This is a genomic window from Microlunatus soli (assembly GCF_900105385.1).
Lineage (GTDB): Bacteria > Actinomycetota > Actinomycetes > Propionibacteriales > Propionibacteriaceae > Microlunatus > Microlunatus soli.
The window spans coordinates 2,895,146-2,920,742 of record NZ_LT629772.1; the positions used below are offsets into that span (position 1 = coordinate 2,895,146).

Annotated in this window: 26 protein-coding genes; 19 read left to right on the plus strand and 7 right to left on the minus strand. The window is 67.5% G+C overall.

The window, feature by feature from the left end; genetic code table 11:
- The 8 genes from BLU38_RS13300 (at position 1) to BLU38_RS13335 (ending at position 10,450) form a co-directional block, all read left to right on the plus strand.
- On the plus strand, positions 1–696 hold the full coding sequence (locus BLU38_RS13300; RefSeq protein ID WP_091525502.1) for a lysophospholipid acyltransferase family protein: 696 nt from the start codon (positions 1–3) through the stop codon (positions 694–696).
- A 125-nt stretch (positions 697–821) separates the two neighbouring features.
- Positions 822–2,498 carry an FAD-binding oxidoreductase gene (locus tag BLU38_RS13305; protein WP_091525504.1) on the plus strand — a complete coding sequence of 559 codons (1,677 nt, stop codon included), beginning with the start codon at positions 822–824 and terminating at the stop codon, positions 2,496–2,498.
- 187 nt (positions 2,499–2,685) lie between these two features.
- Positions 2,686–4,770 carry a hypothetical protein gene (locus tag BLU38_RS13310; protein WP_157683440.1) on the plus strand — a complete coding sequence of 695 codons (2,085 nt, stop codon included), beginning with the start codon at positions 2,686–2,688 and terminating at the stop codon, positions 4,768–4,770.
- Positions 4,754–5,779: a LacI family DNA-binding transcriptional regulator gene (locus tag BLU38_RS13315; RefSeq protein WP_091525508.1), complete on the plus strand. Its 1,026-nt coding sequence runs from the start codon at positions 4,754–4,756 to the stop codon at positions 5,777–5,779. The genes BLU38_RS13310 and BLU38_RS13315 overlap by 17 nt, the downstream gene beginning before the upstream one ends.
- Positions 5,780–5,856: 77 nt before the next feature.
- Positions 5,857–6,819 carry an ABC transporter permease gene (locus tag BLU38_RS13320; protein ID WP_231920326.1) on the plus strand — a complete coding sequence of 321 codons (963 nt, stop codon included), beginning with the start codon at positions 5,857–5,859 and terminating at the stop codon, positions 6,817–6,819.
- Positions 6,819–7,700, plus strand: a complete 882-nt coding sequence (locus BLU38_RS13325; protein WP_091525511.1) for a carbohydrate ABC transporter permease — start codon at positions 6,819–6,821, stop codon at positions 7,698–7,700. Before BLU38_RS13320 ends, BLU38_RS13325 begins: the two co-directional genes overlap by 1 nt.
- An 11-nt stretch (positions 7,701–7,711) precedes the next feature.
- A complete protein-coding gene (locus BLU38_RS13330; RefSeq protein WP_091525514.1) occupies positions 7,712–9,382 on the plus strand; it encodes an extracellular solute-binding protein in 1,671 nt (556 codons plus the stop codon).
- Positions 9,383–9,445: 63 nt separating this feature from the next.
- Complete coding sequence (locus tag BLU38_RS13335; protein ID WP_157683441.1) at positions 9,446–10,450, plus strand: glycoside hydrolase family 172 protein; 1,005 nt, start codon at positions 9,446–9,448, stop codon at positions 10,448–10,450.
- 3 nt (positions 10,451–10,453) lie between these two features.
- Here the strand turns inward: BLU38_RS13335 and BLU38_RS13340 are convergent, their stop codons facing one another.
- Positions 10,454–11,443 (minus strand): TetR/AcrR family transcriptional regulator, encoded by a 990-nt coding sequence (locus BLU38_RS13340; protein ID WP_091525518.1) that lies wholly within the window; start codon positions 11,441–11,443, stop codon positions 10,454–10,456.
- A 126-nt stretch (positions 11,444–11,569) separates the two neighbouring features.
- Between BLU38_RS13340 and BLU38_RS13345 the strand changes: the two genes are divergently transcribed.
- Genes BLU38_RS13345 through BLU38_RS13355 form a run of 3 tightly spaced genes read left to right on the plus strand, consistent with a single transcriptional unit; the run spans position 11,570 to position 14,552 of the window.
- Positions 11,570–12,787, plus strand: a complete 1,218-nt coding sequence (locus BLU38_RS13345) for an FAD-dependent oxidoreductase (protein ID WP_091525521.1) — start codon at positions 11,570–11,572, stop codon at positions 12,785–12,787.
- Positions 12,788–12,816: 29 nt separating this feature from the next.
- On the plus strand, positions 12,817–13,716 hold the full coding sequence (locus BLU38_RS13350) for an ATP-binding cassette domain-containing protein (protein ID WP_091525523.1): 900 nt from the start codon (positions 12,817–12,819) through the stop codon (positions 13,714–13,716).
- The gene (locus BLU38_RS13355; RefSeq protein WP_091525525.1) at positions 13,713–14,552 is read left to right on the plus strand and encodes an ABC transporter permease; all 840 of its coding nucleotides are present in this window, start codon (positions 13,713–13,715) and stop codon (positions 14,550–14,552) included. Before BLU38_RS13350 ends, BLU38_RS13355 begins: the two co-directional genes overlap by 4 nt.
- Here BLU38_RS13355 and BLU38_RS13360 read toward each other — a convergent pair.
- Both BLU38_RS13360 and BLU38_RS13365 read right to left on the minus strand, forming a co-directional pair.
- Complete coding sequence (locus tag BLU38_RS13360) at positions 14,494–16,038, minus strand: MFS transporter (protein WP_091525527.1); 1,545 nt, start codon at positions 16,036–16,038, stop codon at positions 14,494–14,496. The genes BLU38_RS13355 and BLU38_RS13360 overlap by 59 nt on opposite strands.
- 15 nt (positions 16,039–16,053) lie before the next feature.
- Positions 16,054–16,551, minus strand: coding sequence for a DUF2871 domain-containing protein (locus BLU38_RS13365; RefSeq protein WP_091525529.1), 498 nt, complete (start codon positions 16,549–16,551; stop codon positions 16,054–16,056).
- A 139-nt stretch (positions 16,552–16,690) separates the two neighbouring features.
- Here BLU38_RS13365 and BLU38_RS13370 point away from each other — a divergent pair, with 139 nt between their 5' ends.
- The gene (locus BLU38_RS13370; protein WP_091525531.1) at positions 16,691–17,284 is read left to right on the plus strand and encodes a TetR/AcrR family transcriptional regulator; all 594 of its coding nucleotides are present in this window, start codon (positions 16,691–16,693) and stop codon (positions 17,282–17,284) included.
- A gap of 84 nt (positions 17,285–17,368) precedes the next feature.
- Here the strand turns inward: BLU38_RS13370 and BLU38_RS13375 are convergent, their stop codons facing one another.
- Positions 17,369–17,911, minus strand: a complete 543-nt coding sequence (locus BLU38_RS13375) for a hypothetical protein (protein ID WP_091525533.1) — start codon at positions 17,909–17,911, stop codon at positions 17,369–17,371.
- Between the two features lie 73 nt (positions 17,912–17,984).
- Between BLU38_RS13375 and BLU38_RS13380 the strand changes: the two genes are divergently transcribed.
- Entirely contained in the window at positions 17,985–18,593 is a 609-nt protein-coding gene (locus BLU38_RS13380) for a TetR/AcrR family transcriptional regulator C-terminal domain-containing protein (RefSeq protein WP_091525535.1), read from the plus strand.
- 25 nt (positions 18,594–18,618) lie between these two features.
- Here BLU38_RS13380 and BLU38_RS13385 read toward each other — a convergent pair whose 3' ends face one another.
- Positions 18,619–19,524: a LysR family transcriptional regulator gene (locus BLU38_RS13385; RefSeq protein ID WP_091525537.1), complete on the minus strand. Its 906-nt coding sequence runs from the start codon at positions 19,522–19,524 to the stop codon at positions 18,619–18,621.
- Positions 19,525–19,596: 72 nt separating this feature from the next.
- On the opposite strand from BLU38_RS13385, the gene BLU38_RS13390 reads away from it, so the two are divergent.
- The 5 genes from BLU38_RS13390 to BLU38_RS13410 all read left to right on the plus strand — a co-directional run bounded on the left by BLU38_RS13390 (position 19,597) and on the right by BLU38_RS13410 (position 24,590).
- Positions 19,597–20,502, plus strand: coding sequence for an EamA family transporter (locus tag BLU38_RS13390; protein WP_091525539.1), 906 nt, complete (start codon positions 19,597–19,599; stop codon positions 20,500–20,502).
- A 249-nt stretch (positions 20,503–20,751) separates the two neighbouring features.
- Positions 20,752–21,468, plus strand: a complete 717-nt coding sequence (locus BLU38_RS13395; protein ID WP_231920327.1) for a DinB family protein — start codon at positions 20,752–20,754, stop codon at positions 21,466–21,468.
- A gap of 160 nt (positions 21,469–21,628) precedes the next feature.
- Complete coding sequence (locus BLU38_RS13400) at positions 21,629–21,982, plus strand: YciI family protein (RefSeq protein WP_091532390.1); 354 nt, start codon at positions 21,629–21,631, stop codon at positions 21,980–21,982.
- A 100-nt stretch (positions 21,983–22,082) separates the two neighbouring features.
- Complete coding sequence (locus BLU38_RS13405; protein ID WP_091525540.1) at positions 22,083–23,417, plus strand: RNA polymerase sigma factor; 1,335 nt, start codon at positions 22,083–22,085, stop codon at positions 23,415–23,417.
- A gap of 36 nt (positions 23,418–23,453) precedes the next feature.
- The gene (locus tag BLU38_RS13410; RefSeq protein WP_091525542.1) at positions 23,454–24,590 is read left to right on the plus strand and encodes a lipid II:glycine glycyltransferase FemX; all 1,137 of its coding nucleotides are present in this window, start codon (positions 23,454–23,456) and stop codon (positions 24,588–24,590) included.
- Here the strand turns inward: BLU38_RS13410 and BLU38_RS13415 are convergent.
- Positions 24,572–24,991, minus strand: coding sequence for a hypothetical protein (locus BLU38_RS13415; RefSeq protein ID WP_091525544.1), 420 nt, complete (start codon positions 24,989–24,991; stop codon positions 24,572–24,574). The two genes, BLU38_RS13410 and BLU38_RS13415, sit on opposite strands and share 19 nt — an antisense overlap.
- 15 nt (positions 24,992–25,006) lie before the next feature.
- Entirely contained in the window at positions 25,007–25,096 is a 90-nt protein-coding gene (locus BLU38_RS32190; protein ID WP_331715076.1) for an AAA family ATPase, read from the minus strand.
- 117 nt (positions 25,097–25,213) lie between these two features.
- On the opposite strand from BLU38_RS32190, the gene BLU38_RS13420 reads away from it, so the two are divergent.
- Positions 25,214–25,597, plus strand: coding sequence for a VOC family protein (locus tag BLU38_RS13420; RefSeq protein WP_091525546.1), 384 nt, complete (start codon positions 25,214–25,216; stop codon positions 25,595–25,597).

Genomic DNA, 25,597 nt, shown 5'->3' on the forward strand with positions numbered 1-25,597 from the left:
ATGACCAGCCCGAATCGGTACACCTCGCGCGGGCACGCGGGACTGCGCTTCCTCGCCCAGCGCGGGCTGATGAAACCGTTCATCTGGTCGCTCACCTCGGTGCAGGTCTACGGCCGGGAGAACATGGACGACCTGCAGCCGCCGTACATCGTGGTCGCCAACCACGCCAGCCACCTGGACGCGCCGTTGGTGATGGGTTCACTGCCCACCAAGCAGGCCCGCTACCTGGCGACCAACGCGGCGGCGGACTACTTCTCCGGGATCCGCTGGCAGCTCACCCGGCTCTTCTTCAACGCCTTCCCGGTGGATCGCACCGGGGTCCGTGGCCGCAACCGGATCACCAAGGATCTGCTGGACGCCGGCATCCCGTTGCTGCTCTTCCCGGAGGGCACCCGCTCGATGAGCGGCGAGATGGGCGCGTTCAAGCCCGGTGCGGCTGCGTTGTCGATCGGTCAGGGCGTGCCCTGTCTGCCGGTGGCGATCGCCGGCGCGTACGACGCGATGCCGAAGGGCGCCAACTGGGTCAAGAAGGGCCGCCCGCCGGTCACGATCAACATCGGCCGGCCGATGTCGGCCGAGCCGGACGAGGATGCGGTGGCGTTCTCCGAGCGGTTGGCCAAGGAGGTTCGCGCGCTCACCGACGAGGCGATGGAGCGTCGTGAGCGGGCCGACCGGGCGCGTGGCAAGATCGACTGAGACGATACGTTCGGCGGACCCGCCGGATGGCGTCGCCTGAACACCTATCGGACAGCAGCAAGTCGACCACGACCGACCGTTGGCCTACGCCCGCAGTGCCGTCGTGATGCGCGGAAAGAGGACGCATGACCGCCACCAACCCACAGAACTCGGTCAAGCACATGAAGTGGTGGGGGTGGGGCGTCGAGGGCGTCGCGTTCCACTTCGACGACAAGCCGAAGTTCGCGCCGTTCGTGAAGAAGGCGGTCGGGCTCGATCTGACCAAGAACAATCCGCCCAAGGTCCAGGACTTCAGCCAGCTGACCATTCCGGCGGCCAAGGTCTCCGATGATCTGCTCACCCAGCTCAAGGGCGCGGTCGGTTCGGAGTACGTGACCAGCGACGACGAGGAACGGGTCGTCCACACCTACGGCAAGTCGCTGCGGGACCTGCTCCGGGTCCGGGCCAGTGATCTGCCGCGGGTCCCCGACGTGGTCGTCTATCCCGGTGAGGAGGACGAGGTCCAGGCGATCGTCGATCTGGCGGTGGCCGCCGATGCGGTGCTGATCCCGTTCGGTGGTGGCAGCAACATCTCCGGCAGCCTGGAGCCGCCGGCGGCCGAGACCCGGACCGTGATCTCGTTGGACATGGGTCGGTTGAGCAAGTTGATCGACATCGACGAGGAGGCCGGGCTGGCCCGGATCCAGGCCGGCGCCCAGGGACCCGACCTGGAGGAGCAACTGAACGCCCGCGGCTGGACCGTCGGACACTTCCCGGACAGCTTCAACCACTCCACCATCGGCGGCTGGGTCGCGACCCGGTCCTCGGGCATGCAGTCCGACAAGTACGGCGACATCGCCGACATCACCCGTGGCGTCCGGGTCGCCACACCGGGCGGTCCGCTGGTGTTGCGCCCGCTGCCGAGCACCTCGACCGGGCCGAGCGTCCGGGAGATGATCTTGGGCAGCGAGGGCCGGCTCGGCGTGATCACCGAGGTCACCGCGCACGTCCACCGGCTGCCCGACGAGCGGGTCATCCTGGCCTACTTCTTCCCGACCTTCGACGCCGGCCTGGAAGCCATGCACGACATCTCGCTGTTGGACTTCCGGCCCTCCATCACTCGGGTCTCCGATGCCGGTGAGACCGGCTTCACGATGGCCACGGCCAAGAAGTCCTCGGCCGGCCAGGCGATCCTGTTCAAGGTGCTGCAGCGCCGGGGTTGGGATCTGGACAAGATGTGCCTGTCGTTCATCGGCTACGAGGGCACCAAGTCCCACGTCTCCCGACAGCAGGCCGAGGTCAAGGAGATCGTCAAGAAGCACGGCGGCATCGGTGTCGGCAAGGGCCCCGGCGTGCTGTACGACCAGAAGAAGTTCGACACACCGTACATTCGGGACTTCCTGCTGGACTGGGGCGGCGCCGCCGACGTGTCCGAGACCGCCGGCCCGTGGAGCAATCTGAAGGACCTGTACTACAACACCATCGAGGCGGCGAACGACGCCTACGCCGAGCTCGGCGTCGACCCCGGCTGGATCATGTGCCACCTGTCGCACTCCTACCACTCCGGGGCCTGCCTCTACTTCACCTTCGCCTTCGCCTACGGCGATCAGGACCCGATCCCGATGTACGACAAGGTGAAGGGCGCGATCCAGCAGTCCTTCATCGACAACGGCGGCACCCTGTCCCACCACCACGCCGTCGGTACCGAGCACTCCCCCTGGCTGGCCCAGGACATCTCCCCCGCCGGCACCAAGATCATGAAGGGCCTGTTCGCCGCCGTCGACCCCGGCCGCAACTTCAATCCGGGCAAGATCACCGGCTGATCCCAAAGGGCCTGAGCTGTCGAAGGACCGCGTTCAAGATCACGCGAACCTTCGACAAGCTCAGGGACCGCCGATCAGGTGAGCCCTTCGACGAGCTCAGAATTCTTGATCGGCGATCTGCCTCCGCACCACCGGCAGTTGAGCATCGACGGTTGACAGGGAGCAGGTCGTGCAGCACTCTTGCCACGTGGCAATGCTTGGCGCAGGCGAGACCTCCATCGATCCGGGAATCCAGCTCCGACTGCAGGTCAGGCCCGGCGCGACGACGGCAGGCCGGGCACGCCGGTGGGGTGACTACTGCCGGCAACGACGGGCGCGCGGTGTCGTCCTGTTCATCGCCGCCGAAGAACGCTATCCGGGCCATCCGCAGCCGACCGAGCGTGCCGACTGGCTGCAGGCACTGGCCGTCGCCACCGAGGAACTGCGCAGCTTCGACCTGCAGGTCGGCTTCAACCCCTGGTCCTCGGTCGGCCCCTGGGACCTCGGCCGGGCCAACCGGCTCGGCTTCGAACCGATGGTGTCGGCGTCCGGCCGCCGCGCGGAACAACAGGCGTCGTTCGCCTGTCCCGTCTGGCTGCAGTGGATCACCGACTGGTACGGCGACCTCGCCGCCCTGCGCCCCGACGTCTTCTGGCTGGAGGACGACTTCAGGCTGCACAACCACGCACCGGTGGACTTCGGCGGGTTCGAGGAGATCATGCTGGATCGCTTCCGGGACGCGATCGGGGAACGCCCGAGCCGGGAGCAGATTGTTGCGGCGATCCTGTCGCCGGGTGCTCCGCATCCCTGGCGGGCGGCGCTGCAGCTCACCTGGCGAGAGGCGCAACTGGACGCCGCCGCGGCGATCGGGCACGCGGTCGCGACACGTTCCGGCGGGAACACCCGGATGGGACTGATGTCATCGGTGCCTGCACAGCACGCGGTCGAGGGACGCGATTGGCACCGACTGTTCGACGCCCTCGGACCGGGCACGCTGCACCGGCCGCACTTCGCCGGCTACAGCGAGTCGACACCGTCCCGGGTGTCCACCGAGCTTGCGCTGCTGGATCAGCAACGCCCGCTGCGCCCGCCGGGAACTCCGGTGACACCCGAGATCGACAACTGGCCGCACACCCGCTGGTCGAAGTCGCACACCGAGACCTGGTCCCAGCTGGCGCTGGCCAAGCTGTCCGGCGCCGACGGTTTGTTGCTGTGCCTGTTCTCCTTCTACGGCGACGAACCCGACGACACCCCCGACATCGACACACTCCTGGATGCCACACACCCGGCGCTGACCTGGCTCGCCGAGCGTTGCGACGGCCGACGGCGTCGGCGCGGCGTACGGGTCATCTGGGATCCCGCGGTGAGCACCCGGCAGTGGCTTCGCAAAGAGGCAACCTGGCCGGACCTCGTGGTGGATCCGACCCCGGTCGCCGCGTACCTGCTGCGCAACGGGGTTCCGGTCAGCGCCGACGACGACGGACCGGGATTCCTGTTCGGCGCTGTCAGCGACGCACTGACCGACGACGAACTGCTGGGCCTGCTGAGCGGACCGCTGCTGGTCGACGGCGATGCCGCCGTACGGCTCACTCGTCGCGGATTCGGCGACCTGCTCGGCGTACGCATCCTGGACAGTGTTCCGCGGCTGTCGGCCTCGGACAGCCCGTACGCTCTGGAGCGACTGACCGCCGACGGGCAGGCCGCCACCGGACTGCCTGGCGACACCGTGACCAGCGTGAACCATCAGCCCGGGCTGACCCGGTTGGCCGTCGACGGCGGCGCCTGCTGGACCGACATCCGCACACCGATCGACGAGCTGTGGGGTGCCGGCCGCATCGCCTCGGTCAACCGGCTCGGTGGACGGATCGTGGTGACCGCGGCGCACGCCGTGGCCGAGCTGCCGGCCAGTGACACCGAACGGACCCTGCTGCAGTCGGCGGTACGGTTCGCGCTGGGAGACAATGATCCGTGGCCGACGGTGACGGGAGGTCCGCACCTGGCCCCGGTGATCATGGACACCGAGTGCCGGTCCGGCGGCGACGACGACTGCGATCTGCTGATCGCGGTGGTCAACGGTTCGGGTGACCCGGAGACGGTGAGCCTGTCCGACGTCCCCGAACGACCTGTCGACGGCTGGCTGCTGGCGCCGATGGCACGGCCGCGGAAGATCGGACTCGATCGGACACCGGACGGTCTGCAGGTGACCGAGCCGATCCCGAGCAGGTCGATCCTGGTGATCGAACCGGTCGATCGGCCGGCGAAGGAGGCGCGAGCGGATGGTCAACCAACGTGATGTGGCACGACGTGCCGGGGTCTCACCTCGGACGGTGTCGAATGTGCTGCGCGACTTCCACTACGTCTCCGAGCCGGTCCGGGCCCGGGTCCGCGCCGCCATGGACGAGCTCGGCTACCGGCCCAACATCGCGGCCCGGCAGCTCCGGCAGGGTCGGACGGGCCTGCTGACCCTGGTCGTTCCGTTCGATGCGCCGTATTTCGCCGAGCTGTCCGACCAGGTCATCAAGGTCGCCCGGGAGCACGGACTGACCGTCGTCATCGACAAGACCGACGGCGACCCCGACCGCGAACGGGAGATGGTGCTGCGGCCGGATCGGACCGCGCTGTTCGACGGCCTGATCTTCAGCCTGGACGGGCTCGACGAGCGCGAGCTGACCGATCTGCGGCCGCGGCTGCCGATGGTGCTGCTCGGCGAACGGGCCGACATCTCCGGCGAATTCGATCGGATCGTCTTCGACAATCTGGCCGCTGCCCGAGCGGCCACCGAGCACCTGCTCGGTCTCGGACGGCGGCGGATCGCGTTGATCCGCAGCGGTGTCGGTGTTGCCGCCGGCCCGATGGATCGACACCAGGGTTACCTGCAGGCTCTCGAGGCTGCCGGACTCCCCGCGGACGAGGAGCTGATCAAGAACGCTCCGGGAACCCGGGCGGACGGCTATCGAGCGATGCTGGAACTGATGGCCGCCGATGTCCCGCCGGACGCCGTGGTCTGCCACAACGACCCGTGTGCGCTCGGCGCGATCCGGGCGCTGTTGACCCACGGCTACCGGGTTCCTGAGGACGTGGCCGTGGTCGGATTCGACGACATCACCGACGGTCGCTACAGCGTGCCCAGCCTGACCACGATCGCCCAGGACCGGGAGCAGATCGCCCGCCGGGCGGTGGAGACGATCGTTGCTCGGCTGGACGGTGACGCCGGTGATCCGACGACGGTCTGGGTCGATTGGGAGCTGATCGCCCGGGAGAGCACCCTGGGCCGGTCGGCATCGCCCGCAACACCCGAATGACGCAACACCCGAATCACGTAACACCCGACTGCTGATTCGCCCTTGACATTCCACGTGGCAAGGTCCAATGTTGCCGCGTGGCAACATCGCAGTTGACGGACCGTACGAGGCCCCTCGCCCCGACCGCCGGGCAGCGGCGGACGACGCTGTGGTCGCGGATGCGTCGGGAACGCTGGAGCTATCTCTTCATCCTTCCTGGCGCCCTGTTCTTCGCGGTCTTCGCCTATCTGCCACTGGCCGGCAATGTGGTCGCCTTCCAGGACTTCTCGCCGTTCCGTGGGATCGTCGGCAGCACCTTCGTCGGGTTGCAGAACTTTGCCGCGATCTTCACCGACCCGGAGGTGCTGACCGCCCTCGGCAACACGGTGCTGATCAGCGCGCTGCAGATCGTCTTCGCCTTTCCCGCACCGATCGCACTGGCGCTGCTGCTGAACAGCCTGATCTCCGGGCGGATCCAGCGCCTGGTGCAGGCCGTCGTGTATCTGCCACATTTCATCAGCTGGGTGGTCGTGGTGGCGATCTGGCAGGACGTCCTGGGTGGCGACGGCGTGGTGAACGGCCTGCTCACCACGATCGGAGTCGGACCGCAACATCTGATGACCGATCCGTCGACATTCAAGGCCTTGATCACCGGCCAGGTGATCTGGAAGGAGGTCGGCTGGGGCACGATCATCTTCTTCGCCGCGATCTCCACCATCTCCAACGACCTGTACGAGTCGGCGGCGATGGACGGCGCCGGCGCCTGGCGCCGGATGCTGCACGTCACACTGCCCGGGATCATGCCGGTGATCGTGCTGTTGTTGATCTTGCGACTGGGCACCGTGCTGACCGTGGGTTTCGAGCAACTGCTGCTCCAGCAGGGAGCCGTCGGTAAGGATGCCGCGCAGGTGCTGGACACGTTCACCTATTTCCGCGGCGTGCTCGGCGGCGACTGGGGCCTGGCGGCCGCGGCCGGACTGTTCAAGGGCGTCGTCGGCACCGCGATGGTGATCGGGGCCAACGCGGTGGTCAAGCGTCTCGGTGCCGAGGGGCTGTTCTGATGGCCGGTCGACCAGCAACGGCTCCGTGGCAGACCCCGACACCGACGCCGGTCCGTATCCTCAAGGCGGTCTTGATCATCGCGATCGTGATCGTGATGGCGTTCCCGTTCGTCGACGTGATCGCCAAGAGTCTCGCCGCACCCGACTCCCGAGCCGGTGGCCTCTTCCCGACCAGCTTCTCCTTGGCGGCGTACCGATCATTGCTGTCCGGCGGCATCGTCGGCCGAGCGATGCTGGTCTCGGTCGGGGTCACGGTGGTCGGCACCGCCCTGTCGGTGTTCTTCACCGTCCTGCTGGCCTTCGGCCTGACCCGGACCCGGGCCGTCCCGGGTGGTCGGGTGATCTTCTATCTGATCTTGGTCACGATGTTGTTCAACGCCGGGATCATCCCGAACTACCTGCTGGTGAAGAATCTCGGCCTGCTCGACTCCTACTGGTCACTCATCCTGCCGACGCTGATCTCCGCGTTCAACATGGTCGTGATCCGCAACTTCTTCATGAACATGCCGCAGGACCTGCTGGAGGCTGCCCGGATCGACGGTGCCAACGAATGGCAGATCCTCTGGCGGATCGTGATTCCGTTGTCCCGTGCGGTGATCGCCGTGATCGCGCTGTTCTACGCGGTCGGCTATTGGAACAACTTCTTCAACGCACTGCTCTACATCAATGACACCTCCAAGTGGCCGGTCCAGCTGGTGCTCAACCAGTACGTCCTGCAGGGATCGCCGCTGGACCAGATCCAGAATCCTGATCTTGCACCGCCACCCCAGGCCATCCAGATGGCCGTCGTCGTCCTCGCGACCCTGCCGATCCTGGTCGTCTACCCGTTCGCCCAGCGCTACTTCACCAAGGGAGTGCTGACCGGGGCGATCAAGGGCTAAGGAGAATCATCATGGAACACACGATCGCCACCCACCCGTTCAGCCGACGGCTGATGCTCGGACTGTCGGCCACCGCCGTCGGCGGTGCCCTGGTCGGCTGCTCGTCGCAGAGCACCGGCTCCGACTTCGGCAAGAACACGGCGTTGAAGGTCCCGACCCACGTCGATCCGCCCGATGTCCCGGGTCAGATCGTCAGCGCGGTCGACGGCGTGCCGCCGGGCTACACCCAACTGCCCAAGAAACTGCCGACCACCACCAAGTCAGTGCCGGGCAAGGGCGGCTCCTTCACCACCTTCCAGGTGAACTGGGGAGCACCGCCGCGACCGAAGGCGAAGAACAAGTACTGGCAGGAGCTGGAGAAGCGGCTCGGCGTGACCTACGAGCCGACCCTCGTCCCGGCCGACGCCTACGAGGACAAGCTGGCCACCATGATCTCCGGCGGCAAGATCGCCGACATGGTCTTCCTGCACACCGATTCGGCCAACGCCCAGCGTGCGGTCCAGGACGGCGCCTTCGCCGAGCTGTCCGCGGTGCTCGGTGGCGACAAGATCAAGAAGTATCCCAACCTTGCCAACGTCCCGCAGTATCAGTGGGAGGCGTCGGCGATCAACAACGGGATCTACGGCATCCCGGTCGACCTGGCGTATGTGAACTCGCTGCACGTGTACCGCCGGGACTGGGCCGAGAAGCTCGGGTTCGACGCGGCACCGAAGAACGCCGACGAGTTCTACCAACTGATGACCGGGATGTCGGGCAGCAAGGTCGGTAGCGGCAAGACCTACGGCTTCGGCGGCTACTCCGGCGGTGTCACGCAGTTCATCAACGCCATGTTCAAGGTGCCGAACAACTGGTCCGAGTCCGACGGTCGACTGACGCACATGATCGAGACCGACGAGTACGAGCAGGCACTCACCTACACCAACAAGTTGTGGCGCGGCGGAGCGTTCCATCCCGACGCCCTCAGCCTGGCCGAGCAGGGTGCCAAGGACCGTTCCCTGTTCGAGTCCGGAACGATCGGGTGCCAGGTGGCGTCGGCCGACACCTGGTTCCGCAGTGGTGGGCTCGATGCCGTCCGCAGCAAGGGAGGCGAGGGCTCGGATCCGCAACTGCTGTTGCCGTTCGGCCACGACGGCGGTGACTACGCCTTCCCCAGCAGTCCCGGGTTCTACGCCGTCGTCGCCGTCTCGGCCGAGGCGGCGTCGGACGAGAAACGATTGGCCGAGATCCTGTCGATCATGAACTACCTGAGGGCGCCGTTCGCCAGCGCCGAGGGCTTCTTCCTGCGGTTCGGTCTGGAAGGCGTCAACTTCCGCTACGACAAGGACGGCGCACCGACGCCCATCACTGAGAACGCCGCGAACGGAGACGTCGACGGTCTGAGCTACACGGGCCTGGTTCCGGTGGCCTTCTTCTACCCCGACGACAGCCAGCACGTCACCGACACCGTGCATTACACCGAGGCGGTGACCAAGAGCTCGATCAAGGACCCGACCGTCGGGCTGTTCGCCGACTCATCTGCCAAGGTCGCACCGAAGCTGGCCGAGCTGACCACCGACTACGTCAACGGTATGGTCACCGGACGCAAGCCGTTGTCCGCACTGAAACAGTTCCGCCAGGATTGGCGCAAGCAGGGTGGCGACCAACTCCGGACCGAGCTGCAGAAGGGCATCCAGGCCGGTTGAACCTTCCCAGTGTCCCGAGTTGACACCAGGCCGGCGAGCACGCACCCCGATCGGAGCAGTCTCTTGATCAACCTTCCCCCAGCACGTTCGACACATCAGCTCACCACCTTCGACCCGGCAACGCGGAACAAGGTGCTGACCCTCGAGCCGCTGACCCGAGCCGATGTCGGAACGATCACCGGACCGGGCTACGTGGCCAAACTGTGGCTGACCTTCCCGGGCTGGTTCTGGGCGCACTGGGAGCCGGAGCGGCCCGTTGATCAACGGGTCCTGAAGACCTTGATCGTCAACGTCTACCTCGACGGTGCGGAGCAACCACAGATCAGTGCCCCGGTCGGCGACCTCTTCGGGATCGGTCTGTGCCGGATGGCCAGCTTCGCCGCGAACGCGTTCGGGATGTCCTCGGGTGGGTTCTACCTCAACCTGCCGATGCCGTTTCGCAGCTCGCTGCGGATCGAGGTGCGCAATGTCGACCCCGATTTTGCCACGGACGTGTTCTGCAACGTGCTCTACCAGCGGGTCGACGAACTGCCCGACGACGTACCGTCACTGCACGGCTTCTTCCACACCGGTCGCCAGTCGGGTTCGGAACCGTTGCTGCTGGCCGAGCTGACCGGGTCCGGCCGCTACCTGGGATGCACGCTGTCCTGCCAGGGAGAACGGCCCAACTACCTGTCCTACCTGGAGGCGCCCGAACACGTCTTCATCGACGACAACTGGACCGCGCCGCAGATCGTGGGCACCGGCCTGGAGGACTACTTCCTCGGCGGCTGGTACTTCCGCGAGGGTCCATTCATCGGGCCGTCGCACGGGGTGCCGGTGAAGGACACCTTGGACAGCTCGGTGGCGATGTATCGGATGCACGATCTGGACGCGATCCGCTTCGACCGTCGGTTCCGGATGACCTTCGAGAGCCCCTGGGACGCCGACCGGCTGGCGCCGTTCGCGCACTCCTCGGTGGCGTTCTTCTTCCTTGATCATCCGCAGGCGGCGCCGAGCATCCCTCTGCTCGACGAGCTGCTTTGTTGGTATCGGACGGTCGACTCCGATCACCAATCCATTCCTTGATCATCACTTCGCGCCGCGCTCCAGCGCTGCCTTGATCAGTTCGCGTTCGCGTTTGCGAGCCTCACGCAGCTTGGTCTCGGCCTCGCGACGCTTCTTGACGGCATCACGGACCTTGGCGTCCTTGCGGACGTGATCCAGTCCCATCGCCTCGGCGAGTTGATCTTCGGTCCGGATGCCTGGATCGGCGACTGCCGAGGCAACCGGTTCGCGGCCGTCGGCGTACTGCGCAACACCGGCGATGATCACGTGGATGCCGAACTCGTAGTCGCTGGTGTCGTCGTCGGGCGGATCCTCCATCTCCACGATGTAGGCGCCGGAGTCGACCAGGGGCCGCAGATACGGGAAGCGTTCCGGCGAGACCAGCTCCTTGACGATCTCGACGCGCCGCGCTACCGCCGTTGCGGACAGTTGCTGATACTCGTCGGCCATGTCCCGGGCGAGCTCGGCGGCGCTGCGGACGAAGGTGCTGATCAACAACAACACCCCGACCTTCTCGTGATCGGTGATCGGCAGCGTCCGCATCGCGCGGATGGCCTGATCGGCCACCAGCAGATTGTTCGGAGTCAGCAGCTGCGCCGACGAGACCGGGATGTCGGTCAGCCACGGATGCTCCCGATACATCGCGTACAGCTGGTCGGCGATCAACCGAAGCTCCCGCTGCCACCCTGATCGCTCGCCGTCGTCGTCGGCCGGCGGCATCAGATCGGTCTCGGGCGCCGTCAGCCGATCGGCCGTCACGGCCTCCTGCATCAGGTGCAGCAGGTCCTCCTTGGCTGTCACGTAGCGATAGAGCGCCATCGTGGTGAAGCCGAGCGAGCTGGCCACCTTGCTCATCGTCACCGCACCGAGACCGTCGGCGTCGGCGATCTCGATCGCGGCCTCGACGATCCGCTCGTGGCTCAATTCGCGCTTCGGGCCGCGCTGCGGGTCGGCCACCATCCCCCAGGCGATGGCGACCGCTCGGGGCAGCCCTTCGTCGGCAGCTTCGGTCATCGCGAGATCTCCTGCACGGGCACCAATCTATCGACTTCCCGGCAAACTGTGTACCGGACACTCTGTGTATGCCATACTCTGTGTATCACGCACTCTGTATATGCCGCACACATAAGGGGATCTGCGATGCACACCACCGACGTACTGATCAGCGGAGCCGGCATCGCCGGCAGCGCTGCTGCCTTCTGGCTGGCCCGGGCCGGCTTCTCCGTGACCGTGGTCGAACGAGCACCGGCACCTCGCCCCGGCGGACAGGCGGTCGACCTGCGCGGCGCCGGCCGGACCGTGGTCGAACGGATGGGCCTGCTCGACCGGGCACGGGAGATCGCCACCGATCAACACGGACTCGAGTTGGTCGGCGACGACGGACGTTCGCTGTTCCGGTTGCCGGTCGACAGCTTCGGCGGCGAGGGGATCATCTCCGAGATCGAGATCCTCCGCGGCGATCTGGCAACCATGCTGCACGATGCGGTTCCGGCCGGCACCGACTACATCTTCGATGACACGATCACCGCCCTGGACGCCGACGACGACGGCGTGACGGTGCGCCTGGAGAAGTCCGCCGCTATCCGCTGTCGGCTGGTGATCGGCGCCGACGGCTCGCACTCGGTCGTCCGGAATCTGATCCTCGGCGGCGACGCGGGAGTCCGGCCGATGAACTGCTACACGTCCTGGTTCAGCAGCGACGCCGCGATCGATGGTCACGGCTGGGTGCAGATGCACAACGCTCCCGGCGGTCGGGTCGCGATGGTGCGTCCGGGGACCTCACCGGGCGACCTCAAGGTCGGACTGAGCTTCCGTTCCACGCCGTTCGACTACGACCGCCGCGACCTGCATGCCCAGCAGGACATTCTGTCCCGGCGGTTCGCCGGGGTCGGGTGGGAGGTCCCACGACTTCTGGACGCGATGAGGTCGGCCGACGACTTCTTCTTCGACTCGATGGACCAGATCCACCTGGATCATTGGCACCAGGGTCGGGTCGTGTTGCTCGGCGACGCGGGCTACTGCGCCAGCCCGTTGACCGGGCTCGGCACCAGCCTGGCGCTGGTCGGCAGCTATGTGTTGGCCGGCGAATTGAGCGCTGCCGGCGCCGATCATGCGACCGCGTTCGCGCGGTACGAGCAGATCATGCGGCCCTACGTCAGCCAGGCCCAGACCTTGCCACCCGGCGGAGCCGGCGGGTTCGCCCCGTCCAGCCGCTTCATGATCAAACTCCGAACGGCCTCGATGCGGGCTTCACTGCGCTGGCCACTGAACCGGATGATGGCGCGCCAGTTCGCCAAGGCCGACGCCATCGAGCTCCCCGACTACACGCTCCACGCCGACCCGGTCGGCCGACGATGAGCCGCCGGACCGACGGAAGGGACCGCCCGATGACCGACTCACCCACTGGGTACGCGATCGAGACCGATCGACTGACCAAGAGCTTCGGCGAGGTCGCCGTGTTGCGCGGGCTCGATCTCCGGGTCCCAGCCGGTCGGATCTTCGCCCTGCTCGGGCCGAACGGCGCCGGCAAGACAACCTTGATCAACATCCTGTCGACGCTGCTGCCGCCGGACGGCGGTCGAGCCCGGGTCGGCGGCTTCGACGTCGTCGGTGACCGCGAACGGGTCAAGTCGGTGATCAGCCTGACCGGACAGTACGCCGCGGTCGACGAGATCCTCACCGGTCGGGAGAACCTGATCATGCTGTGCCGACTGTCCGGGCTGGATCGCCAGCAGGCCACCACGCGGACGGCGCAGTTGCTCGAGCAGTTCGATCTGGTCGACGCCGCAGCCAAGCGGGCGGGCAGCTATTCCGGCGGGATGCGACGCCGCCTCGACCTGGCGCTGGGACTGATCGCGATCCCGTCGGTGATCTTCCTGGACGAGCCGACGACCGGCCTGGACACCCGCAGCCGGCAGGCACTCTGGCAGGTGATCGGCTCGCTGACCGAGCTCGGCGCAACAGTCTTCCTGACCACGCAGTATCTGGAGGAGGCCGACCAGCTGGCGGACCGGATCGCGGTGATCAACGACGGAGTGCTGGTCGCGGAAGGCTCGGCACACGAGCTGAAGAACCGGGTCGGCACCGACGTGCTCGAGCTGCGTGATGCCGACGACCGGGTGATCACCGAACTGGGCACCGACGGCACCGCCGACGGACTGCAACGACTGCTCGCCGGGCTGACGGAGGAACAACGCCGGCTGCGGGTCAGCGTTCGGCGGCCGAGTCTGGACGACGTCTTCCTCCACCTCACCGGACAACCCACGGATCAGGAGACAGCAGCATGACCATGATCAGACAGGCGCCCTCGACCGCCCGCGACGCCGAACCGCGCGGAGGTTCGATCGGACCCGAGCTACGGACTCGACGGCCCTCGGCGATCACCACCCAGCTCACGTTCGTCGGACGCAGCCTGCGACACAGCCTTCGCGATCCGGAGGCGCTGATCATGGCGGTGGTGATGCCGGTGATCATGATGCTGCTCTTCACCTACGTCTTCGGCGGAGCGATCGAGGACGACGGCGGGTACGTCAACTATGTCGTCCCCGGTGTCATCCTGCTGTGTGCCGGCTTCGGATCGGCCAGCACCGCGGTGGCCGTCACCAGCGACCTCACCAACGGCGTGATCAACCGATTCCGGACGATGCCGGTGCACAGCGCGATGGTGATCGGCGGGCATGTTGTCGCCAGCGTCGTCCGCAACCTGTTCGCCACCGTGATCGTCTTCGGGGTAGCGATCCTGATCGGCTACCGGCCGAACGCCACAGCGCTTGCCTGGTTGGGATCCGCCGGCCTGATCACGCTCTACATCCTGGCCATCACCACCCTGTTCGCGGCCCTCGGAATCCTGGCCAAGACCGCCTCGGCGGCCAACAACTACGGCTTCGCGGTGCTCTTCCTGCCCTATCTGTCGAGTGCGTTCGTACCGGTGGCGACGATGCCCGGCTGGCTGCAGTGGATCGCCGGTCATCAGCCGATCACCCCGATCATCGAAACACTCCGGTCGCTGTTGATGGGGACACCGATGGCCACTCACGGCTGGTGGGCACTCGGCTGGTGCCTGCTCATCCTCGTCGGTAGCTCGCTGTGGGCCGGCTGGTTGTTCCCCCGTCGCCGACGTTGATCGGCTGGTCCGGTCGCCGCCCGCTGACCCGATCGAGCCGCCAGGCAGCGACCAGGGCGATGGCGAGAATGCTGACTGAGGCCCAGATCGCGGCAGCGCCGGCGGTGGCGAACGTTGCCGGATCGGTGTCCGGTCCCGGCGTTGCCCGGCCACCGAGAACGCCGGCCAGCGTGGCACCGCCAACCGCGCTGCCGAGCGCCGAGCCGAGTTGGCGGACGGTGCTCTGGGTTGCCGAACCGCTGCCGGACCGGTCGGTCGGGATGTCCCGCAGCGTGGTCGAGGTCAGCTGGGCCGACGCAAGACCGAGGCCGAGACCGTACGGCAGCAGGGTGAGGGCAACACTCCAGCCCGGGCCACTCAGCCCGACGGTGACCGCGGTCAGCGCCGCGCCGACCACCTCCAACGCCAGCCCGAGGACGACCACCCGGGTGGCCCCGATCGCCGCGGCGAGGTGGCGCGCCGCCGCACCGGAGACGAAGGCGCCGGCAGCCATCGCGGCGAGCACCAGACCGGCTGCGAGGGTGGACAGTCCGAGTGAGGTGATCAGAAACAGCGGGAGCACGAAGACCAGCGCGAACTCGCCCACCGCGACCAACATCGCGGTGACATTGCCGAAGACGAAGGTGCGGATGCCGAAGAGCCCCAGGTCGAGGACGGTGGCCCGGCCGATCCGCCGACGCCGGGATTCCCAACCGACGAAGGCGAACAGCAGCAGCCCGCCGACCGCGATCGCCACCGGGACGGGTGAGATCGGCGCCGTTGTCGGCCAGCTCAGGCCGGGCAGGTCAAGGACGGCCTTCGGTCGCCACCAGCCCAGGGTGCTGCTCTCGATCAGGCCGAAGACGATCAGCCCGAGGCCGGCCGCACTCAACAGCGTTCCGCCGATGTCCAGACCCGCACGCCCAACCGCTCCAGATCGGTTCTCGTCGACCAGCAGGATCGCCGCGACGAGGACGAGGATGCCGATCGGGACGTTGACCCAGAAGACCAGCCGCCAACTGCCGAGCTGGGTCAGCCAGCCGCCGAGCAGCGGACCGAGGGCGGCCGCACCCGACATCACCGCGCCCCAGATCCCGAACGCCGTGGCCCGGTCCCGGCCGCGGAAGGTGGCGTTCACCGCCGACAGGGTGGACGGCAACACCAGGGCACCGCCCAGCCCCTGCAATGCGCGGGCCCCCAGCAGTGCTCCGATGCCGGAGGACAGCGCGGCGCAGACACTGCCGAGAACGAAGACGGCGAGTCCGATCAGCAGCAGCCGCCGGCGCCCGAACCGGTCCCCGATCCTGCCGGCAGTGATCAACAGCGCGGCGAAGACGACGGAATAGAGGCTGTTCACCCACTGCGCGTCCGTGAGATCGAGGTGCAGATCGGCGATGACCGTCGGCAGCGCGACACCGACGACGGTGCCGTCCAGCACGATCATCGCCAGCGATGCTGCCAGTACCGCCAGGCCCGCCCAGCGCCGCGACCGGTTGCCGATGATCATGGCCGCTGCTGATGATCATGAGCGGGCGTCCAGCGCTGCCGATTCGCCGGTTCCGAGATCGGCCGGGCCGAGTTCGGCGGCAGCGGAGCGGTCATCGCGGATGCGCCGGCCGAGAGTCAGGAACAGCAGCAGGAAGCCGACCGTGAGCAGAATGTGCCCCATCCCCGAGATTCCCGCAAGGGCAGGACTCTCGGCGGCCGCGGAGCCCAGCACCTGCAGCGTTCCCTTGGTCGTCAGGCCGCCGACGGTGATCAGCAGACCGATGTTCCAGATCCACAGGAACCAGCCGAAGCGCCGGTCCCGGCTCAGTCGGTAGACCCGTTCCAGGGCGAGCAGTCCGAGGCCGATCAGGGTTCCCAACACCAGGGTGTGGGTGTGCACGACGGCGAGCTGGGTCGACCCGCTGAAGTCGAGGTTCTTGGTGAGCTCGCGGTAGGTGAGCCCGCCCGCCAACCCGATGACGGTCCAGATGGCGGTGATCCGGAACAGGACGGACTCGGGCTTCTTCAGCATGACGCTCCTCGATTCAATGCGCCCGGTCAAACGTGCCAGGCTTTGCGACAAGGTGTCGCTAACAGACTCCACTGTAGTCTTGGAGACATGCTGTCGGCAACTTAGCGACAGTGATGTCGCTAACACGGGAGGGTCGCCGGTGCCGAAGATCGATGCGCCGACCGTTGCCGAGCACCGCGCCAACGTCCGAGCCCGATTGGTGGATGCCGCCGAGGCCGCGCTGCGATCGGATCCGACGCACCTGACCGCCGGCGCGGTGACAACCGCTGCCGGCATCGCCCGGAACAGCATCTACCGGTATGTGGATTCCGTCGACGACCTCCGGGCCATGGTCGTCGACCGCTACCTACCCGACTGGCTGGCGGCGGTCGCGGCGGCGATGGAGACCGCGACCACACCCGAGGAACGGGTCGTTACCTGGGTCCGCGCCAACCTCGAACAGGCCGCCGGCACCGGACACGGCTGGTTGATGGAGGCCGCCCGACTGGCGCCGAGTGCTTCGATGGACGAGGCGGTTGACCTGGCTCACAGCGGGATGCGCAGCTCATTGGCCGACGCCTGGAACGAGTTGCTGGATGCCGACACCGATCGGGTCCGGATCGCCGCCGGACTCACCGTCGGCATCCTCGACGCCGGCTTCCGACAACTCGACGCCGGCCTCCCGGTCGCGGTCGTCACCGAGACCGTCGTCGATGCGGCCCGGGCCGTCGTCACCGCACTGCGCTCGCGCTGAACGAGCCGCTTCGTCCACGCCATCCCCCGAATCCGACGGCCAGTTCGTCGGCGGCCCGGTTGCCCGCCCGAGTCGTCGGATCGGTCATCCCGGATCTCGCCAGTGCTGCCGCTGACGTTCGGCGGTGCCGGTCCGGGCCGGCCCCCACGGCCGACGGTGGCGGATGAGGACGATCACCAGCAGGACGGTCACCAGCAACGCACCGCCGTCGGTGATGACCGAGGGCAGGATGCCGGCCGGCCCGTACAGCGCGATGCTGGCCCGGAAGACCTCCGGCGGAATCATCACCACCCCGGCGGCCTGGGTCAGGTTGACCGCCAGCACGACCCAGAACAGCCACGTCGCGTTGCGCCGGCGCAGGGCCAGGATGCCGATCGCGTTGCCGAGGATGTAGACGCAGCCGACGATCCGGAAGCCGGTCAGGAACCCGGGTGCGGCAGCCGAAGCAGCCTCGGCCGACTGGCCGGCGAGAACCATCATCTGCTCGACGGCGCGACGGTTGATGATCACGAAGTTCTGCAGCACCGTGCCGATCGTGAAGACGATCGAACAGATACCGGTGATGAGCTGCACACTGCCGGCCCGATCACTCCGCGGGGAACGGCGGGAATCACGAGGGGGAGTCATGGTGGCGGAGTTTATCTAACAGTGGTAGAGAGCCAGCCGTCGACTGCCCGACGGTGCTGGCTACCCTTCGGGCATGGCGGAACGGCGGGTACCGGGCCTGGACCGGGAACAGATCACGGCGGCGGCGGTCGAACTGCTCGACGAGGTCGGGCTGGAAGCCATCAGCACCCGCCGGCTGGCAGCCGCGCTCGGCGTCCGCGCCCCGACGCTGTACTGGCACGTCCGCAACAAGGACGAGCTGCTGGACCTGGTGGCCGAGGCGATCTGCGCCGACGCCTTCGCGATCGACGAGACGGCGCCCTGGCGGGAGCAGTTGACGAGCGGTCTGCACCAGTTCCGCCGGCTGGTCAGCAGCCACCGTGATGCCGCCACGCTGTTACGTCGGCGGCCGCCGACCGGACCGCATCGACTGCGGCACATCGAGACGACGATGCGGATCCTGTCGGCTGCCGGACTGCCGGAGAGCGAGATCGGTGGTGTGACCGCCCTGCTGGCCGCCCACGTCCTGAACTCAGTGGCCGAGGAACAACCGGTGATCGGAGCAGCCCGCGCCGCCGCCGACTCCGAAGAGTGGCCGACGCTGCGCAGGGTCGGCCCGGCCATGCCGAGGTCGGCCGAGGATTCGTTCGAGCTCGGCATCCAGATCCTGCTGGACGGGATCGCGGCCCGGCTGGCGGGGTGATCCGGCAGCCCCGTCACCGGATCCGTCAGGCCTGTACCGACGCCGCCTCGTCGACCACGGCGTCGATCACCAGTCGGACCGCCCGTCGCGCCGCGCGATCGGGTCGCGACAGCACCTCCAGGTGCCGACCGGCGTACAGCCCGGTGAGCGGCAGCAGCGCGAACCGGCCGGCGGCCCGGTCGCGCGAGGTGTGTCGCGGCAGCAGGGCGATGCCCTGACCGTCGGCGACCAACTTCTCGATCAACGGCAGATGGGTCGACCGGAAGATGATCTTGGCCGGTCGGCCGGCCTGCATCGCGACCGCCCGCAGCACCCGATTCATCGGGTAGGACTCCGGTACGCCGATCCAGGGCTCGTCGATCACCTCCCCGGCGGTGACCTGCTGCCGGCCGGCCAGTGGATGATCAAGGGCGACCGCGACGTCCAGCGGCTCGCGAAGCAACTTGATCACCGACAGCTGCCGACGATCCGGTTCCACCCCGTCGTCGGCGCAGTGCGCGATCACGATGTCGTGATCGGCGGTCAACGGCTCGAATTCGCCCTCGGCGACATCGTGTTCCTGGGTGATCAACTCGATCTCGGGATAGTCGGCCGTCCGGCGCAGCAGACCGGGAATCAGCAATTCACCGGCAGAGAAGAAGAACGCCAACCGTACGGTGCCCGCCGCTGTCTGTCGATAGCGGTCCCACTCGGCCTCGGCCTCCGCGATCGCGCCGGCCACCCGGGTCGCGGTCCGAGCCAGCGCCACTCCGGCGTCGGTCAGCCGGACGCCCCGACCGGACCGCATCACCAACGGCACCCCGACGTCACGCTGCAACAACCGCAACTGTTGGGACACCGCGGAGGTGGTCTTGCCGGTCGCTCGAGCGACCTCGGTGACGCTGCCCCGGTCTGCCAGTTCCCGCAGCAACTCCAGATGGGCCACATCCATGAAGTCAGGCTACACAAACGTGGCAGTGATGCGTTCTTGTCCTTGACAGTTAGCAGGGCGTTGAATGGGCGCGTGTCGTTCCGTGATCGCCTGCTCGCCCTGATCGTCGCTGTGCTGTGGGGACTGAACTTCCCGGCCACCGAGTTGGCGTTGCAGCATTTCCCGCCGATGTTGCTGGCCGGTCTGCGCTGGGCGCTGCTCGGCATCCCGGCGATCCTGTTCGTGCCCCGGCCCCAGGTCAAGCTGCGCTGGCTGCTCGGTGCCGGCGCAGGGATCGGCTGCCTGCAATTCGCGTTCCTCTATCTGGGGATGAACGCCGGCATGCCCGGCGGGCTGGCCTCACTCGTGTTGCAGGCCTCGGCGCCGTTCACGATGCTGCTGGCCGGCTTCTTCCTGCGGGAACGGATCAACCGGCCGCAGGCGGTCGGGATCGGGCTGGCCGTCCTCGGACTGGCCGCTATCGCCGCCTACCAGTCCCAGGTCGCCGCGCTGCTCCCGGTCGTGCTGACCCTGGCCGGTGCACTCGGCTGGGCGATCGGCAACGTCTGCAGTCGCCAGGCCCGGGCGCCGAAACCACTGCATTTCACCCTCTGGATGGCGGTGGTCCCGCCGGTCCCGATGCTGCTGCTGTCGTTGATCTTCGAAGGGCCGCGGCGGATCGGCGCCAGCTTCGCAGGCCTGTCCGACCTGCACGCCTGGATCTCGGTACTCGGCCTGCTCTACATCGTGATCATCGCCGCCCTGATCGGCTACGGCATCTGGAACACCCTGTTGGCCCGCAACCCGTCCTCCCAGGTGGCGCCGTTCTCGATGCTGGTACCGGTGGTCGGGGTGCTGTCGTCCTGGCTGATGTTCGGCGAACGGATCTCGGTGGTCGAGCTGATCGCCGGCCTGGCCGTGATCGGCGGCGTTCTCTACGCCAGCCGCCCCCGCAAGTCGGCCTCCGAACCGATCCTCGAACCCGCAGCCGTCGACTGACCGTCCCTGGTTCACCGCTCCATCCGAGCGGCTCGAGCTATGCGCTGTGCAAGGCCCGCCTCGACGTCGCGATCGACCGGATCCGGGCCTGGCCGGCGAACACGATCGACGGTGTCCGGCCGTGCATGCGCGGCACCAGCCTGTGGTGGGGCGGCGTCTGGTGGTGATCGGTGCCGCTGCCGAAGCCATCGGTTCCGGGCTGAACGGTTTCGGGACAGATCCGGGTGAACTGGCGGTAGCGTTCCCGACGTGGTCCGTTTCGACGATGAAGACCTGAGCGGGGCGACATTCCGGGAGACCGATCTGCGCGGGATCCGGATGCGTGGCGTTCGGCTGAGCGATGCCGATCTCGACGGGCAGATCGACGGCCTGGTGGTCAACGGCGTCGAAGTGCTGCCGCTGATCGAGGCCGAGTTGGATCGGCGACACCCCGAACGAGCCGTGCTCCGGGCGCACAACCCGGAGCAATTCCGGACCGGCTGGGCCGGGCTCGAACACATGTGGGCGACGACCCACGAGCGGGTCGAACGGATGCCGCCCGGCACCGTCGACATCTCGGTCGACGAGGAGTGGTCCTTCGCCGATACGTTGCGTCATCTCGTCTTCGCCACCGATACCTGGCTCGGCTGGGCGATCCAGGACCGGCGCGACGCCTACCACCCGATCGGCCTGGCCTTTGTGCCGTGGCGCGATCAGTCACCGACGGTCGGCATCGATCTGGAAGCGGCCCCGACCTGGACCGAAACCCTGGAGGTGCGGCTCGGGCGGGTGGCGATGGTACGGGACTTCCTGGCCACCGTGGAGCCCGACGATCTCGGCCGGCCCTGCACGCCGCCGCCCTTCGCCGAGGGCCGGGATGGGGAGTGGCGGCCGACGCTGCGCGAATGCCTCGGCGTGATCATGAACGAGGAATGGCACCACCATCGCTTCGCGGTCCGCGACCTGAACATCATCGACACGAGCTGAGTTCCAGGCAGAACGCGATGTCATCGCTACTCACGGACCGGATCCACGCTCAGCCGACCGTCCCGTCCGAGAATGAGATCGTAAATTGCCTGGCCGGTGTCGATCGACGCCCACCCCGTACGTGTAGCTGGTGAACCGACCCACCAACCAGGAGGATCCCATGTCGCACTATCTGCTCAGCATCTACCAGCCGTCCGGCCAGACCCAGCCGCCGAAGGAGGAGCTGGACAAGATCATGGCCGACGTGCAGGTGATCAACTCCGAGATGCAGCAGGCCGGAGTCTGGGTGTTCGCCGGCGGCCTGGACTATCCGAGCACCGCGACCGTGGTCACCACCAGCAACGGTGAGGTGCTGCTCACCGACGGCCCGTACGTCGAGCTGAAGGAATACCTCGGCGGTCTCGACATCATCGACGTCGACGACCTGGACCAGGCGCTCGGCTGGGCCCGCAAGTTGGCGGGCGCGATCGGACTCCCGATCGAGGTCCGCCCGTTCTTCAACGAGTACACCTGATGCCCACCCGTCTCTCATTCCCGCACCGGCTGCGTACTCCCGCACCCTGTGTACGGGGTGCGGGGGTACGCAGCCGGTGCGGGAATGAGGGGGCGCAGCGATGACCGGTGACGGCTCGGTCGACGAGGCGAGGATCGGCGAGATCTTCCGCGAGGAGTACGGCCGGGCGGTGTCGGTGCTGACCCGGACCTTCGGTGATCTCGATCTTGCCGAGGATGCGGTGCAGGAAGCGTTCACCGCAGCGGTACGGCGTTGGCCGGCCGACGGTCTGCCGCCCAGCCCGGCCGGCTGGATCATCACCACTGCCCGCAATCGGGCGATCGACAGGCTGCGGCGGGAGAAGCAGCGGGACGTCAAACATGCCCAGGCGATGCAACTACAGGAACAGACCAGCCCTTCGACGAGCTCAGGGACCGACGGCTCCGACCCGGGGATCGATGGTGCGGAGAACGACGAGGAGGGCGCGGTGCAGGACGATCGACTGCGGCTGATCTTCATCTGCTGCCATCCGGCGCTGGGGGTGCCCGCGCAGGTGGCCCTCACATTGCGGCTGCTCGGCGGCCTGAGCACCGAGGAGATCGCGCGCGCGTTCCTGGTGCCGGAGCCGACGATGGCGCAGCGGCTGGTCCGGGCCAAGGGCAAGATCAAGGGGGCCCGGATCCCGTACCGGGTGCCGACCGACGCCGACCTGCCGGACCGGCTGCGCGCGGTGCTGGCGGTGCTCTATCTGATCTTCAACGAGGGCCACACCGCGAGTTCGGGCTCCGATCTGGTCCGCGACGACCTGTGCGCCGAGGCGATCCGGCTCGGCCGGCTGCTGCTGCAACTGATGCCTGACGAGCCGGAGGTTCGCGGACTGCTGGCGTTGATGCTGCTCACCCAGTCCCGCCGCGCCGCCCGCACCGGGCAGGACGGCACGCTGATCCCGCTGGCCGAGCAGGACCGCGACCGCTGGGATGGTGACCTGATCGCCGAGGGGCAACAGTTGGTGCTGGACTGCATCCGTCGCAACCAGCCCGGCCCGTACCAACTGCAGGCGGCGATCGGTGCCGTGCACAGCGACGCGGCCCGGTTCTCAGACACCGACTGGCCCCAGATCGTCCAGCTCTACGACCAACTGCTGGCGATCGCTCCGACACCGATGGTGGCACTGAACCGGGCGATCGCGGTGGCCGAGGTGGACGGCCCGCAGGCCGGGCTGGACCTGGTCGACCACATCACCGTACGACCCGACGGCCGACGCCAGGAGCAGGGCGCGCTCGCCAACAGCCATCGGCTGCACACCGTCCGCGCCGAGTTGCTCGGCCGCCTCGGACGGACGGCCGAGGCGCTGACCGCGGTCGACGCCGCGATCGCGACCTGTGAAAACGCAGCAGAACGAGCACATCTGACCCAGCGCAGAGCCGCGCTGGCGGCCGGCCACGGCGCGCGCTGACAGGCCGGTTCGGCTGCGACAGGTAGATTGCGGGCCGTGGCATTTCAGGTACGGACCATCACGACCGCCGAGCACGTCGCGTTCAACGCGAGCCGACCGAGCGTCAGCTTCCTCCAGACCCCTGCCTGGGGTGAGGTGAAGAGCGAATGGCGCCGGGAGTCGTTGGGCTGGTTCGACGACGCCGGAGAGCTGGTCGGTGCCGGTCTGGTGCTGCACCGCCGGCTGCCCAAGATCAACAAGTTCAAGCCGCTGGACAAGACACTGGCCTATCTGCCCGAGGGCCCGTCGATCGACTGGGCGAGTGACGATCTGGCCGGATGGCTGCGTCCGATGGCGGCCTACCTCAAGAAGCGTGGCGCCTTCGCGGTCCGGATCGGCGCACCGGCGGTCGCCCGCCGGTGGCACGGCGCCACGATCAAGGCGGCGATCGCCGATCCAGCGGTGACCAGGCTGAGTGACGTCCGGCCCGACGAGCTCAACCACGCGACGACCCGAGCGCTCACCCAGCTGCGGCATCTGGGCTGGCTGCCGCCGAAGAACGGCGACGCCGGATTCGCCGCCGGCCAGCCGCGGTGGGTCTTCCAACTGCCGCTGGTCGACAAGGACGAAGATCAACTTCTGAAGGGCATGAACCAGCTCTGGCGGCGCAACATCAAAAAGGCCACCAAGGCAGGTGTCGAGGTGACGGTCGGCACCGCCGCCGACCTGCCGGACTTCCACCGGATCTACACCGAGACAGCCGAGCGCGATCATTTCAACCCGCGGCCGCTGGACTACTTCCAGACCATGTTCCGCGCTCTGCAGGCCGAGGACCCGGACCGGATCCGGCTCTACCTCGCCCACCACGAAGGCGATCTGGTCGCCGCTACCACCTGGGTCCGGGTCGGCCAGCACGTCTGGTACGGCTACGGCGCCTCCACCACGGCCAAGCGTGAGGTCCGCGGCTCCAATGCAGTGCAGTGGCAGATGATCAAGGACGCCAAGGCCGCCGGCGCCACCGTCTACGACCTGCGCGGCATCACCGACACCGTCGACGCCGAAGACCCGCATGTCGGGCTGATCCAGTTCAAGACCGGCACCGGCGGCGAGGCCGTGGAATACCTCGGCGAATGGGATCTGCCGCTGAATCACCTGCTGTACAAGGCATTCGAACTCTACATGTCCCGTCGCTGAACCTCGGTCAGGATGAGTTCGGCGACCTGTTCCGGACCATGATCATCGACCGGCACGACGATGTCACCGATGCCGCGGTCGGTCATCAACTGCTGCAGTTCGCCGCTGCGATGCAGGTGCCAGTCCAGTGAGTCGTCGCGTTCCCGACCGCGGAGCCGAGCCCGGACCCGGTCCAACGGCACGTCCAGCCGGACGATGATGATCTTCGCTCCGGGCACGGCCCGCTGGTAGTCGGCGCGCTGGTCGGGCTGTTCGACGACATCGGCCAGCAGCAGCCAGCGGGCTCCCCGATCGGCGAACTGCGGCCAGATCGCGGCCAGATTGGCCATCGCGAGTCGCATGTGGAACGGGTCGTCGGGGTTGGCCGGCCAGAGTCGGCGGAGGCCGTCGACGTCGACCATCGCGACCGGTTCACCCTAGCTGTCCAGCAGTTCGGCGAGCAGTTCGATGCTGGTGGTCTTGCCGGCGCCGACCGGTCCGGTGATCACGATCACGGTTGGATGCACGACGGTCAGCCTGCCATCGGCCGATCGGGTTCGCACGTCCAATACCGCCCCTGCCCCCAATCAAACCCGTACGCAAATCGGCTGGGCGTCGCCGATGCGAGGGAGCAGCATGCTCGGATGGCACGGATCAAGGACGTCGTCGTCGACTGCGCGCACCCGGCGACAGTGGCCCGCTTCTGGGCGGCGGCGCTGGACGACCATCGGGTGGCGCCGTACGACGACGCCGAGCTGGAACGCCTGCGAGGGATGGGCATCGACGATCCGGAGGACGATCCGACCGTGCTGGTCGAGTCGCCGGCTGGGCAGCCGCGGCTGTTCTTCCAACGGGTCGGCGAAGCCAAGACGGTGAAGAACCGGGTGCATCTGGATCTGACCGTCACCGACCGCGCTGCCGAGGTCGGCAGGTTGGTCGGGCTCGGTGCCCGCGAGCAGGCCGCGTACGACGATCACACCGTGCTCACCGATCCCGAGGGCAACGAGTTCTGCGTTTTCGATCACTGA